Genomic DNA, 13064 nt, shown 5'->3' with positions numbered 1-13064 from the left:
TTCAGCTTTCTTCGCTCAAACTGGGGCCGCCGAAATGCGGTCCATCTGAGTCGTCCTCGGAGTCACCGGCGTCGACCGGTGCGTGAATGGCGCTTTGCAGGACTCTCCATGAGAGCAGACAGCACTTCTGGCGGTTCGGTGTCAGTTTTGGGCCAAACAGCTCCAGCATCTCGTCCGCCGAAAACGCTTTGACTTCATCCAGCGTCTTGCCTTCCACCTTTTCGATCAGCATCGACGCGGAGGCTTGACTGATCACGCAACCCTCACCCTCAAACCATGCTTCCTCGATCCGCCCGTCATCGCTCAAACGCAAGCTCACTTGAACGACATCGCCACACAGCGGGTTTTTGCCTTCGTCGGCGTGTGTCGCCGATTCCAGCGGTCCACGGTGATAGGGATCTTCGTAGTGATCCAGCACGTGTTCTTCGTAAATGTCTTGTTCGCTGGGCATTTTCTAGAAAGTCCGATCCTGTGAAACGTCACGATGAAACGCTGCCGACGCTGAGATTTCCCGCCTCGGGGGTCCAAACTGAGCTTAAAACGATTCGGTCGCGCGTACACTTTGACACCAAAGTGCAGCGTGACCAGGTAATAAAGTCTACGCAAGGTGTCAAAAATCGGCGAGCGGTCTTTCGCTGACTCTGTCGGAAGGTAAGAAAGGCCGCCGAAAAGGCCCATCCGTGTCGATTTCGGGCGGCTCCAAAACCGGTCGTCCCCCCACGCGACCAAAATAATGGAGCGAACCGGCAAAAACGGTTTTTCAGCAGTGAAAGTCGCCTCAAATGGCAGGGGTGATGGATAAACAGGCTCAAATCGGAGTATCCTTGGCGGTTGTCAATCGCCAATGAACATTACGTCCAGCGTTCCTTTGTCCAGTTTGATCGAGCCCAATCGCGACGACTTTGCCTCTTCGGCCACTGAGGTTGCCGGAGTGGGGGCTCTGCATGGGTTGAGTTCTACTGACAAACCCGCCGACGATGGTCAGGTGCACGACCACGATGACACTGCGAAAACAGCACAGGTAGCAAGTGTTGACGCCACATCAAGCTCGCCAACATCTAAACTCCAGACGTTGGGCTCGCCGACATTGACCGTCCAAGTCACGGCGATGGACCGACTGAGTGAAGCGGAACTCGATCGTTGGCGGATGATCCGCGCGATGCGTCCAGAGTTCTCAACGCCGTTTTTCTCGCCAGAGTTTTCTGCGGCCGTTCACCGTTCCAGGGGTGATGTCCAAGTCGCAATCCTTTTCGACGAATCGCAAGCCGACGGGTCTCAGCCTATCGGCTTCCTGCCGTTTCACCGCTTCCGAGGTTCCGCCGTTCCGGTGGGGCGATTCCTCAACGACGCTCACAACATCATCTGTCCGCCTGATGTGCAGATCGATTGGCTGTGGCTGTTGGAACAGCTCGACGTCAAAGCGTTCGACTTTCACGCCATGGTTGGGGCCGAAGCAGAGACGTTGGCACCTCACAGCCACGGACTCATTCAATCCTTCCGCGCCGATGTCGGCGACGACTCAGCGGCTTATCTGAAGCGGCTTGGGAAAGCACACAAGACGATCGGACGCCAAGGACAAAAGACACGAAAGATGGAGCGAGAAATCGGACCGGTGAGCTTCGTCTTTGACTGCCGAGACACCCAGCTGCTGCATCAAACGATCCAATGGAAACGCGAGCAGTATCAACGCACGCACATCTTGGACCTGTTTTCGACACAGTGGACACGAACGTTGATGGACGAACTGTTCGTCGCCGATGGTGCCCCGGATAACCGTGAACGCCCCCGTGGAATTCTGTCAGTGTTGTACGCCGGCGACCGAGTCGTTGCGGCACATTACGGTCTGATCGAAAACGACCTGCTGCACTACTGGTTTCCCGCCTACACGCCAGAATTCAGTCGTTATTCGCCGGGTACAGCGTTGTTCACCGCGATCCTGACGGACGCAACCCAGAACGGCATTCGTTGTGTCGACATGGGTTACGGTGAACAGCCATACAAGCTGAAACAAACCGATGCGACGGGCTCGGTCGCGTTCGGATGCATCACCCGATCCCGCTTTCATCGCGGATGGCGTGCCGTCGAAACCGCTGCCATCTCAACGATCAAAAAGATGCCGCTCAAGGAATCTCTCAAACGCGTGTGGCGTCGGATTCAACCACAAGCCGGAATTTCAAAACTCCGCTAGTGCATCGTCCGGTCTTGATTTTGGGGTTAGCCGTTTTGGCGATAGCCACGGTTGTGTCACGAAAACCGTGGCTAACGCCAAAACGGCTCATCTATCGAACCCACGTTTTAAGAAAACCGTGGCTAACGCCAAAACGGCACATCTACCGAACCCACGTTCTAAGAAAACCGTGGCTAACGCCAAAACGGCTCATCTACCGAACCCACGCTCTATGAAAACCGTGGCTAACGCCAAAACGGCTCATCTACCGAACCCACGTTCTAAGAAAACCGTGGCTAACGCCAAAACGGCTCATCTACCGAACCCACGCTCTAAGAAAACCGTGGCTAACGCCAAAACGGCTCATCTACTGAACCCACGTTCTAAGAAAACCGTGGCTAACGCCAAAACGGCTCATCTACCGAACCCACGTTCTAAGAAAACCGTGGCTAACGCCAAAACGGCTCATCTACTGAACCCACGTTCTAAGAAAACCGTGGCTAACGCCAAAACGGCTCATCTACCGAACCCACGTTCTAAGAAAACCGTGGCTAACGCCAAAACGGCTCATCTACCAAACCCACGCTCTAAGACTGGACGATGCACTAGTGCTTCGCTTTTCCATCACCCGCCGCGTAAGCGAGGGATTTACCGAGTATCCCTCGCTGACGCGTCGGGTTGTGAATAATCCGGGCTAGTGGTGGGCTGGCAAAATTTGGCGTTGGGTCGTTTTGAGTTTGCGCAAGTTTATGTCCCTACTGCCGGCGCAGCTGGTAACCCCAGTGAGCCTCAGGCGCTAGCCGTGGACCTGAGGCGGATTGTGGTGCCGGCCCACGGCTAGCGCCTGAGGCTCACTTTGATTGCGATGCATGGAACAAAATCATGAACTGAAAAAACAATGTCAACACCAAACTTTGAACAGCCCAGCGTAGGCCCCCTCCCGGATCTTGCTTCGCTCGATCCGACCTCCCCCAGCTGCGGAGACTGCTGATTTAGTGAGCCGCAAGGCGCTAGCCGCGGGCCTAATGGTGCTGTCCCAACCCTTCGAGGCCCGTGGCTAGCGCCATCGGCTCACAGTGATAACGAAAAACGATTCAATCAGCAGTCTCCTGCGCCGGGAGAGGTGACAGAAACTTGCGGTGCGTCACAGTGCCACAAAGCCAAATTTTGAACAGCCCAGTTGGCTGGATCGTTCAGCGCAACAAGACTTCGATTTGCGATGTCTCACTTGGGCGATTCAAGATCGTGTCGCCAAACTCTGGTGGCGACCCGAACAGCCCTCGCGCATTGCGTGAGAATCCGAACGGCTCAAGCGGCATCCCGAGTTGGTTCTTGGTCAACTCGCCATCACCGTCGCTATCCATGTACGCAGCAACGCCAAAGCTCGATGGCAGCTCTTCCGTCGGTATCAGCCAGACGGCGATTCCGTTTTCGTGCGGGACCGAATGTTTCAAATAGGCTTTGGACGGGTCTCGAAACGCCTCCGCAGAGTCGTAAATCGCGATCTTGACCTCCCCCGGTGGCATGTCCTCTTTGCCCGTGACTCGGACAACCAACGATGGCCCCACGTCGCTGGCCTCCAACAACTCCACGGTCGAATCAACGGGCGGCTCGACGGGCAAGTCGGGTCGTGCATACAGAACGATGAACCCGACCAGGGTGATTGCAATCACCCAGAACAACAGAAAATTGCCGTGATTCTGCTGCCACAGTGTCGGCGTCTGGATTTCCGGCGGAGAGTCGTCGAGGTCGCTCATGAGGGCTCAGGGCAGCGATAGGGGGCGAACGAGGCAAAAAGAATAGCAGTAAGCACCGAGTTGGACGCTGATTTTGAGTGGCAAAAGCGTGCTGCGCAGCCCAAACCAGTGAAAACCAGTCTTAAAAACCAATGTTCTCCGAAATCCCACTGCGTTTCAACTCAGTGCGCCAAACCAGCATTCCGGACCAACTTGCCCAATCCGCCCGGAATCCGCAGGGAATCCTGACGGGTTCGTCGTGACTCAGAGCATGCCTTTTTGCCACAATGTCCCCGTTGCAACAATGCTAACCGAGAATGCCGCGAATACCATTGGACCCACCGACTTGATTCGCTCCAGCCACCCCGCACTGCAAATCAACGATCTGCACAAATCGTTCGGTTCGACCGAAGCGGTTCGCGGCGTCAGTTTCACGCTCGCGCAAGGCGAAAGGTTGGCGTTGTTGGGACCAAACGGTGCCGGTAAAACCACCCTGATTCGCATGATCGCGGGGAGAACCAAACCGACCAGCGGCTCGATCAAATTGCTGGGCGAACCCATTGAAAGCCCTGAAGCACGCAACTCGCTCGGGTTCGTCCCTCAAGATCTGGCGCTCTATGCCGACCTCACCGCTCGCGAAAACCTAGCCGCATTCGGGCGATTTCATGGACTGCGGGGACGCAACCTCCAGGATCGAGTGAAGTGGGCGTTGCAATGGACTGGCTTGGAGACTCGATCTCGCGAATTGGTCGGCAGCTTTTCGGGGGGCATGAAACGCCGAATCAACTTGGCATGCGGCGTCCTGCACCAACCCAACATCATCCTGTTGGATGAACCCACCGTCGGCGTGGACCCCCAAAGCCGTCAACGCATCTTTACCATGCTGGACGAGTTGAACGAAAACGGAACCGCGATACTTTTGACGACACACCATTTGGATGAAGCCCAGCAGAGCACCGACCGGATCGTGATCGTTGACAAAGGAGAGGTGATCGCTGACGGTGATTTGGAGTACCTGATCGATCAAACCCTGGGCAGCTCACGAATGGTCCGGGTCAAACTCAGTGAACCGATCACAGAACCGTTGCCGATCTGGGGCACGCGCGCAGGTCGCGTTGGCAAAACCGGCGAACGGGCGTTCGATACGCGGATCGAAGACATCGCGTTACAACTCGCTCCTCTGATCGACGCCGTACGCAGCCATGGATACGAAGTTACCGATTTGGAGATTCACTCTCCGACGCTGCATCACGTGTTTCTGCATCTGACCGGCAACGAGCTGCGAGACTGAGCCAGATGATACGTACTGTCATGATGATCAGCCTTCGCCGGCTGCTGCACAATCGAGTCGAGTTGCTGCTCGCCTTCGTCGTCCCCATCGCTTTCTTTAGCGTCTTTGCATTGATTTTTGGCAAAGGCATCGGCAGCGGATCGACACCACGCATCAAAGTCGTCGTGGTGGACGAGTCCAACACGTCGACTAGCACCGAGCTGTCTCAATCGTTGCGAGAAAACGATGGCCTACGTGTCATGCGAGCCGACTCGGGACAAAAACTCACCCGCGCTCAAGCCGAGCGATTGGTCCGCAGCGGCAGCGTGACACTGGCGATTGTTTTACAAAGCAAAGACAGTGATCAGCAACCCATCACCGCTCAACTGCTGACGGATGCATCCGATCAAGTGGCCGGACAAGTTGTCTCGGCGTTGGTGGGGCGATCCCTGATGATGACTCAAGCAAAGCATCGTATGGCGGCGCTGCAACGAGATGAGGAAATGGCGCTGCAGTCGATGCCCGCCATCGATTTTTCGCAACTGCCAACATCCGACCAAGCTGCCAACCCGACCGCCGAGCCGCAAGAAAGTCAGCCTCGCGACACCGAGCCGCGTGACACCGAAGAATCGTCGCCCACTCCGCCACGGCCTCTGCAAGCCACTCCGACCAACGTGTCGCCGATGCGTCCGAGCACCACGTTGCAGCAGCGTGGCAATCCGACTTCCGAGCCGATCCGCCAGCCGACGGAGGATTCCCCCGAAAATCCGTCTCCGGAAACAGACACCGAGCGCCCTTGGCAATCATTGCGGCCGACGGAACTGACATCCAACTCAACACGTACGGGCAACTCAACACCATTGGGTGACATCGCACCCGCTTCCTACAACGCACCCGCCGAGGGTGGTGCTATTGATGACATCGGGCGACCGGAAATAAGCACCGGCCCCGGCAGCCAGTTCACCGGTGACACGGATCTGCTTTCTCAATCGCCCGTTGAGATTGTCGATGTCATCGGCGACCAAAAGTCCAACCCGGTCGTCAGCATGTATGCCGCCGGAATCGCCGTGATGTTCCTGCTGTTCGGGTCGACCAGTGGCGGTGGGGCGTTGTTGGAGGAACGCGAGAACCAGACTTTGGATCGTTTGTTGTCGACTCAATTGACCATGGACCAACTGATCCTGGGCAAATGGTTTTATCTGACTCTGCTGGGGATCGTCCAAGTCTCTGTGATGTTCGCCTGGGGGCAACTCGTCTTTGGCGTCAACGTGATCGGCCATTGGGACGGATTTTTGATGATGACCACCGTGACTTCGTTCGCCGCGGCCGCCTTCGGACTGATGCTGGCCACGCTGTGCAAGACACGCGGTCAGCTCAACGGTCTGTCCGTGATCTTGATTCTGACCATGAGCGCATTGGGCGGTTCGATGGTGCCCCGTTATGTGATGAGCCAGCAGATGCGAGACGTCGGACTTTGGACATTCAATGCGTGGGCACTGGATGGGTACGACAAAGTATTCTGGCGAGAGTTGCCGGTCAGCACGCTGTGGCCTCAGCTCGTCGTTCTGACATTGTGCGGTGTCGCATTCCTGGTCATCGCCCGACTGCTGGCCATTCGCTGGCAGCGTGATTGATGGATGCAGCTCACGTAAAATTCGGTGTGGGCGGACGGTAGTCCGAGACGTTGATGGTCCGAAACCAATCGATGGTTTGCTGCAAGCCGACAGCCAACGGCACCTTTGGCTCCCAACCAAGTTTTTCTTTGGCCAGACTGATGTCGGGACGACGTCGTGTCGGATCATCGGACGGCAACGGTCGCTCGACGAGCTTGCTGCCCGATCCACAGATCTGGATGACCTGTTCGGCAAGTTCTCGGATCGTGAACTCGACTGGGTTTCCGATATTCACGGGACCGACGAAGCCATCTTCGTTGTTCATCATCCGGATGATGACATCCACCAAATCGTCTCGGTAGCAGAACGAACGCGTCTGCGAACCGTCGCCAAAGATCGTGATGTTCTCACCAGCGAGTGCTTGGCGAATGAACGTCGACACGACGCGACCATCGTACGGATGCATTCTAGGTCCGTAGGTGTTGAAAATCCGAACGATGCGAACGTCCACGTTGTTGCTGCGGTGATAGTCCATGAACAACGTCTCCGCCACCCGCTTTCCTTCGTCATAACAGGCACGAATACCGATCGGATTGACGCTGCCTCGATAGCTTTCCACCTGCGGGTGCACTTCAGGATCCCCGTAGACTTCGCTGGTACTCGCTTGCAGGATCCTGGCCCCGCAACGCTTGGCGACGCCCAGCATGTTGATGGAGCCCAACACGCTGGTCTTGATCGTCTTGATCGGGTTGTACTGATAATGCCCGGGTGCTGCCGGACAAGCCATGTTGTAGACCTGGTCGACTTCCAAATAGATCGGCAACGTGATGTCGTGCCGAATCAGTTCAAAATTCGGTCGATCCAACAGATGCGCGACGTTGGTTTTTTGGCTGGTGAAAAAGTTGTCCAGGCAGATAACATCGTGCCCGTCGTCGACCAAGCGTTCGCAAAGGTGCGAGCCCAAGAAACCGGCTCCACCGGTGACCAAAATGCGTCGAATCATGAATCGGTTGTTCTATTGAGAGGTGAATTCCAGTTGGCTCGGCCGAAACGACGCGTAGGTCGTTGCAACATCACCGGTTTTTACAACAGGATGCGATTGTCGATCAATCGCGTTTGACCGACGTAAGCCGCAATCAAAGCAATCGCCGGCGAACGAAGCTGATCGATGGGGCAAAGCGTCCTCGCATCCACAACGGTTGCATAGTCGATCTTGTCCACGCCGGCGGTTTCCGCCGATCCAAGTAGCACGCGCCGCATTTCGGATTCCAAGTCCGAAACGCTGGACACGCCGTCTTGAGTCATTTCGCTGGCGCGATTGAGTGCAGCGGACAACAGCAACGCGCGCCGACGATCGCCTTCGGAGAGATAGCGATTTCGACTACTCATGGCCAGACCGTCGGGCTCACGCACCGTCTTGCCTGGGACGATTTCGATGGGAACATTCAGGTCCCGCACCATGGCTTCGATCACTCGCAGTTGCTGGTAGTCTTTGCTGCCAAAGACGGCATGGGTTGCCGGCAAGAGGTTGAACAATTTCAGGACGATCGTCGTGACACCTTGGAAATGAGTCGGACGACAGACACCTTCCAGCGTCTTGCCGACTTCCGGGACACCGACCATCGTGCTGAATCCATCCGGATACATCGTTTCGTTGGCCGGCAGGAACACCGCATCGGTACCCATGCGTTCCAGTGAGTCGCAGTCTTGCTGCAGAGTCCGTGGATATTTCGACAGATCCTCCGTCGGCGCGAACTGGGTCGGATTGACAAAGATGGTGGCGACGGTGTGATCACAAGTCTGGCGGCTCAGCTTCACCAACGACAAGTGACCTTCGTGCAAGGCCCCCATTGTCGGAACGAGGCCGACGGTTTCGCCTCGCATCCGCCGCTGCATCACGAATTGGTACGCCTGCTCAGGCGTCGTCAAACGTTCCATGTCATGCCGCCCGCAGGCTGTCCTGGTGGATTATCCGGTGGGATCATCAAAAGGGCGTCGAAGTCGCTTCGTCCAGCACGTGCTCGGCGACGAAGATCGGCAACTGGGGCGAAAACGTCACCGCGACCGCGATCGCATCACTGGGCCGACAATCGATTTCGATCAGCTCGTCATTCTCGTCACGCAGACGCAACAACGCATAGTAAGTCTGATCGCTAAGGTCACTGATGATCACACTTTCGATGATCGCGCCGAGTGACTCCGCGACTCGCACGACCAGATCATGCGTCAGTGGTCGCGGTGGTGAGTAGTCGACCTCTTTGACGCGTCGATCGATGTTGGTCGCTTCAAAGATTCCGATCAAGATCGGGAACTCTCGCTCTCCGTCGACTTCCTTTAAGTAAATCAGTTGATTCTCAGTAAGCTCAGAAATGATGATCCGAGCCAAATGCATTTCGACAGGCATGGACACGTCAGTGATTGAGAAATCGACCACAAGCCACTTCAGTGCTCTCCAAGAACACTGCCTACAGTTTATCCCATTGGCCGGAGTCGTGACAACGTAGGCCGCGGATCCGCTACACTTGATGGAGTACGGAAGTCCAGGGAACCAAGAGACATGATAACGGGCCGACTCGCGCCATCACCCACAGGAGCGCAACATCTGGGAAACGCGAGAACGTTCCTGCTGGCTTACTGGTCCGTCCGCCGCTCGGGTGGTTCGCTGCGGCTTCGGATCGAAGATGTCGATTCACCCAGGGTCAAACCATGGGCGGCTCAGCAAGCGATCGATGACTTGCAATGGCTGGGGATTGACTGGGATGGGGAACCCATCGTGCAGACCGAGCGTTTGGACTTGTACCACACTGCGCTGGACCAACTGATCGCGAACAACAGCGTCTATCCGTGTACTTGTTCGCGAAAAGACATCGCAGAAGCCGCGTCTGCGCCTCACGAAAGCACTTTTCGCGGCGAAGGTCCTGTCTATCCGGGGACCTGTTCTCACTGGCAGTCCGGCGACACTTTGCCGCCTGAGGGTTCCTTCTGTTGGCGATTTCGAGCCCGCGATGCGACGATCGAGTTCGACGACCTGGTGCTTGGTCGGCAATCCTGCAATCCCGCGCAAACACTGGGCGACTTTCCCGTCACTCAGAAAACAGGCAGCCCATCCTATCAACTCGCTGTGGTTGTTGACGATGCAGACCAAGTGGTGACGGAGATCGTTCGAGGTGACGACTTGGTCGCCAGCACGTTTCGCCAATTGGATTTGATCAACGCATTGGGCTACGAAGTTCCCAGCTATGCGCACGTCCCGCTCGTCACCGGGCCGGATGGACGACGGTTGGCAAAGAGACACGGCGACACGCGACTGAGTCACTTTCGCGAAAGAGGAGTCGCACCGGAAAGAATCGTCGGCTGGGCGGCGAACAGCGCAGGCCTGATCGATACTCGCGGACCGGTCACTGCAACTGAACTGATCAGTTCATTCGGCTGGCAGCAACTGAATCGCAACCCCGTCGTGGTCGACGATACGGAGTTCGCCCCACCCTCCACCCCGTAATGGGATTCGCCAGAATTCCTTTCGCAGGGGATTTCTGGCGAAATCCATTACGGTGTTTATCACGCTGCGGCTGATGGAAAATTCGGACTAGAATGCAACATCCCGCCACGTCCCACCCGATCATTCTGATTTGCCGGAGCTTTCGATTGTCTCACCGCTGCAACTCCAGGCTCCGCTGGGTATTCGCGATGGCAATGGTCCTGCCAACGTTGGTCTCGTTAGCAGGTCTCCTTGCGTTGAACGCTGATGCCACGGCAGACGACGCCACGCCACTGCGTTTTCCAGACAACGTGCGAGCGATCGTGTCATCGCATTGCATGGATTGTCACGAAGGTGATTCGGCGGAAGCGGAACTGCGTTTGGACCATTTCGATTCGCTCTCGTCGGATGCGAAATTGGAACTCCTGAACCGAGTTCAAGACCAACTGTTCTTTGGGCTGATGCCACCGCCAGACGCCGAGTCGCTCAGCATCGCCGACCGCGATCAGCTTGTCAGTTGGCTTCGCAACACACTGCGGGCCAGGAACGCTTCGAAATTAGATGAAAAACTGCGGGAACCGGCCTACGGAAACTTTGTCGACCACGACAAGTTATTCTCGGGAGACATTCAAGACAAACCGTTCACGCCCGCTCGACGCTGGCTCGTCAGTCCGCAGATTTTTCACGAACGCGTCAATGCCGTATTCAAGCTTACCGGTCGGCAGCGGCAGCGAAGCTTCTATGGCGTGACCAATCCAATCGTTCTGCCCGATCAATCGGGCGTGCGCTACTACGACACTGCCGCGCTCGACGGCGGACATTTGCTCGTGATGATGAATAATGCGCAATGGATCTCTCAGAAACAGATTTTCGGCGCACTGCATCACGGCGAAAACTCTCGCACGCTGGAATTCCCCAACCCCAAAGACCGTTGGTACCCGACCAATCCGCCAGACGCTTTTGTGACGGTCGTCAAAAAGGCCGCATCCCCTAGCGATGATGAAATGATCGCGGCCATCCACGCTCAGTTCGATTGCGTGCTACAGCGAGACGCCACGACAGAAGAGATCGAACAGTATCTCCCGTTGCTTCGATCGTCGATCGAGTTGGGCGGCAACGAGGAAGGCCTGCAACAAATGCTCGTCAGCGTGCTGTTGAAATCCGAGTTTTTGTATCGTCAGGAGTTCGGAGAGGGAGACTGTGACCCGTTCGGCAGACGAAAGCTTTCTCCACGCGAAGCCTGCTATGCGATCGCGTACGCCATTGATGACCGTGTCCCCGATGAACAATTGGTCAACGCCGCTAAACAGGGGCAACTGACGACAAAGGAAGACTATCGCCGAGAGGTGACACGCCTGCTCAACGACAAGCAGACCTTTTTCGCCGAAGGAGATTCGGCACTCAACGGCATCCACATCCGCTCGCATTCGGTCACGCATCCGAAAATCAATCGATTCTTTCGTGAGTTCTTTGGTTACCCAAACAGCATCAAACTGTTCAAGGACGTCGCGAGAAGCGGAGGGTTCTATGACAATGCCGGTCGCGACTACAGCGGCACCGCGGGCTCCGTCACCAATGAAGCGGATCGAGTGGTCGACTTGATTCTACAAGACGACCAAGACGTCTTTGCCAGATTGTTGACCACCAACGAGTTCTTTGTCCTCCACACCAAGAGCAACGAGGAAGGCCAAAAGATCGTTGCGGAGTGGCGACGCGTCTACGAGGGACTCAAAGACACTGACTGGCGCGACAACACAGAGCAAGCTCTCCTAGACAACTTTGAACGACACAAAGAACTCTTTGCGATCATCCGCGTCACGGATCTTCGGGAGGACCGCCGAAAGCACCATATCAGAGACTTTGAAAGGTTCATGCTTTTCTTTGAGCACACCTTTGGTAAAGGGCGGACGCCGATCACCTTTCCTTGGTTCTTTCACGGTGGCCAAAAATTTCGGCATTCAGAAATCTATAACTTGCCTCCCGTTCCAGGTGCCGGTCCGTTGGACTATCAGGGCCGTTGGTCTCGTGGCAAGTACGAAGAAGTCGAAACATGGGACTATCCGGTCGTCCAGCCTTTCGCGGTTCCCTATCGCAAAGGAATCTTGACGCACCCGGCTTGGTTACTGGCCCATTCGCAAAACACAGAAACGGACCCGGTTCGCAGAGGTCGTTGGATCCGAGAAAAACTGTTGGCAGGTCGGGTGCCAGACGTGCCCATTACCGTTGACGCTCAAATCCCCGAGGATCACCACCGCACCCTGCGAGAGCGACTCGATTCCGTGACCAGAACGGAAGAATGCTGGAAATGCCACCAGCAAATGAATCCCCTCGGTTTGCCCTTTGAGATATTTGATGATTTTGGCCGCTACCGAACCAATGAAAGTCTCGAACATCCCGACAATCTGCTCCAGCGGGGCAATGGGAAAACGACGGCGGATTTGCACAAAACAAAGCCCGTCGATGCGACCGGGATACTCGATGGAACCGGCGATCCGAACATCGACGGCGAAGTTGCCGATGCATTCGACTTGATCGACAGGTTGGCGAAATCCGAACGAGTTCGACAATCGATCATCCGCCACGCTTTCCGCTATTTTATGGGACGCAACGAAATGCTTTCCGATTCACAAACGCTGATCGACGCCGATCGTGCGTACGTCGAAAGCGGCGGCAGCTTTCAAGCAGTCATCGTTTCGCTACTGACCTCTGATTCATTCATGTACCGTAAAGACACCCGCTGAACAAACCTCGTAATGGGATTCGCCAGAATTCCCCACAAGAATACTCCCCTTCAAAAAGG

Annotated in this window: 10 protein-coding genes; 5 read left to right on the top strand and 5 right to left on the bottom strand. The window is 55.9% G+C overall.

Annotated elements, in window-relative coordinates:
- Nucleotide 1 precedes the first annotated feature (1 nt).
- Nucleotides 2–451 (bottom strand): Fe-S cluster assembly sulfur transfer protein SufU, encoded by a 450-nt coding sequence (gene sufU, locus Pla52nx_RS14355; RefSeq protein WP_146521006.1) that lies wholly within the window; start codon nucleotides 449–451, stop codon nucleotides 2–4.
- 393 nt (nucleotides 452–844) lie between these two features.
- Here sufU and Pla52nx_RS14350 point away from each other — a divergent pair, with 393 nt between their 5' ends.
- Nucleotides 845–2188, top strand: a complete 1344-nt coding sequence (locus Pla52nx_RS14350) for a GNAT family N-acetyltransferase (RefSeq protein WP_146521007.1) — start codon at nucleotides 845–847, stop codon at nucleotides 2186–2188.
- Between the two features lie 1172 nt (nucleotides 2189–3360).
- Here Pla52nx_RS14350 and Pla52nx_RS14345 read toward each other — a convergent pair.
- On the bottom strand, nucleotides 3361–3924 hold the full coding sequence (locus tag Pla52nx_RS14345) for a DUF2141 domain-containing protein (protein WP_146521008.1): 564 nt from the start codon (nucleotides 3922–3924) through the stop codon (nucleotides 3361–3363).
- A 283-nt stretch (nucleotides 3925–4207) separates the two neighbouring features.
- Here Pla52nx_RS14345 and Pla52nx_RS14340 point away from each other — a divergent pair, with 283 nt between their 5' ends.
- Together Pla52nx_RS14340 and Pla52nx_RS14335 are read left to right on the top strand one after the other, a co-directional pair.
- Nucleotides 4208–5194: an ABC transporter ATP-binding protein gene (locus tag Pla52nx_RS14340; protein WP_231742090.1), complete on the top strand. Its 987-nt coding sequence runs from the start codon at nucleotides 4208–4210 to the stop codon at nucleotides 5192–5194.
- Nucleotides 5195–5214: 20 nt separating this feature from the next.
- Nucleotides 5215–6807 carry an ABC transporter permease gene (locus Pla52nx_RS14335; RefSeq protein ID WP_342190404.1) on the top strand — a complete coding sequence of 531 codons (1593 nt, stop codon included), beginning with the start codon at nucleotides 5215–5217 and terminating at the stop codon, nucleotides 6805–6807.
- 10 nt (nucleotides 6808–6817) lie between these two features.
- Here Pla52nx_RS14335 and Pla52nx_RS14330 read toward each other — a convergent pair whose 3' ends face one another.
- From Pla52nx_RS14330 to Pla52nx_RS14320, 3 genes are all read right to left on the bottom strand, one after another.
- Nucleotides 6818–7789 carry a UDP-glucuronic acid decarboxylase family protein gene (locus tag Pla52nx_RS14330; protein WP_146521011.1) on the bottom strand — a complete coding sequence of 324 codons (972 nt, stop codon included), beginning with the start codon at nucleotides 7787–7789 and terminating at the stop codon, nucleotides 6818–6820.
- 80 nt (nucleotides 7790–7869) lie between these two features.
- The gene (gene panC, locus Pla52nx_RS14325; RefSeq protein ID WP_146521012.1) at nucleotides 7870–8724 is read right to left on the bottom strand and encodes a pantoate--beta-alanine ligase; all 855 of its coding nucleotides are present in this window, start codon (nucleotides 8722–8724) and stop codon (nucleotides 7870–7872) included.
- Between the two features lie 46 nt (nucleotides 8725–8770).
- The gene (locus Pla52nx_RS14320; protein ID WP_146521013.1) at nucleotides 8771–9190 is read right to left on the bottom strand and encodes a bifunctional nuclease family protein; all 420 of its coding nucleotides are present in this window, start codon (nucleotides 9188–9190) and stop codon (nucleotides 8771–8773) included.
- Nucleotides 9191–9343: 153 nt separating this feature from the next.
- On the opposite strand from Pla52nx_RS14320, the gene gluQRS reads away from it, so the two are divergent.
- Complete coding sequence (gene gluQRS, locus Pla52nx_RS14315; RefSeq protein ID WP_146521014.1) at nucleotides 9344–10285, top strand: tRNA glutamyl-Q(34) synthetase GluQRS; 942 nt, start codon at nucleotides 9344–9346, stop codon at nucleotides 10283–10285.
- 188 nt (nucleotides 10286–10473) lie between these two features.
- Nucleotides 10474–13005, top strand: a complete 2532-nt coding sequence (locus Pla52nx_RS14310) for a DUF1588 domain-containing protein (RefSeq protein ID WP_197454719.1) — start codon at nucleotides 10474–10476, stop codon at nucleotides 13003–13005.
- Nucleotides 13006–13064: the final 59 nt, after the last annotated feature.

Origin of the sequence: Stieleria varia, assembly GCF_038443385.1 — a bacterium.
Lineage (GTDB): Bacteria > Planctomycetota > Planctomycetia > Pirellulales > Pirellulaceae > Stieleria > Stieleria varia.
Note: the sequence above shows the minus strand (reverse complement) of the source record. Positions and strands in the feature narration are given on the sequence as shown.

Bases quoted from the DNA above. Each gene is read 5' to 3' on its own strand.
- sufU (WP_146521006.1), bottom strand. From the start codon at position 451: ATGCCCAGCGAACAAGACATTTACGAAGAACACGTGCTGGATCACTAC.
- Pla52nx_RS14350 (WP_146521007.1), top strand. From the start codon at position 845: ATGAACATTACGTCCAGCGTTCCTTTGTCCAGTTTGATCGAGCCCAAT.
- Pla52nx_RS14345 (WP_146521008.1), bottom strand. From the start codon at position 3,924: ATGAGCGACCTCGACGACTCTCCGCCGGAAATCCAGACGCCGACACTG.
- Pla52nx_RS14340 (WP_231742090.1), top strand. From the start codon at position 4,208: ATGCTAACCGAGAATGCCGCGAATACCATTGGACCCACCGACTTGATT.
- Pla52nx_RS14335 (WP_342190404.1), top strand. From the start codon at position 5,215: ATGATGATCAGCCTTCGCCGGCTGCTGCACAATCGAGTCGAGTTGCTG.
- Pla52nx_RS14330 (WP_146521011.1), bottom strand. From the start codon at position 7,789: ATGATTCGACGCATTTTGGTCACCGGTGGAGCCGGTTTCTTGGGCTCG.
- panC (WP_146521012.1), bottom strand. From the start codon at position 8,724: ATGGAACGTTTGACGACGCCTGAGCAGGCGTACCAATTCGTGATGCAG.
- Pla52nx_RS14320 (WP_146521013.1), bottom strand. From the start codon at position 9,190: ATGCCTGTCGAAATGCATTTGGCTCGGATCATCATTTCTGAGCTTACT.
- gluQRS (WP_146521014.1), top strand. From the start codon at position 9,344: ATGATAACGGGCCGACTCGCGCCATCACCCACAGGAGCGCAACATCTG.
- Pla52nx_RS14310 (WP_197454719.1), top strand. From the start codon at position 10,474: ATGGCAATGGTCCTGCCAACGTTGGTCTCGTTAGCAGGTCTCCTTGCG.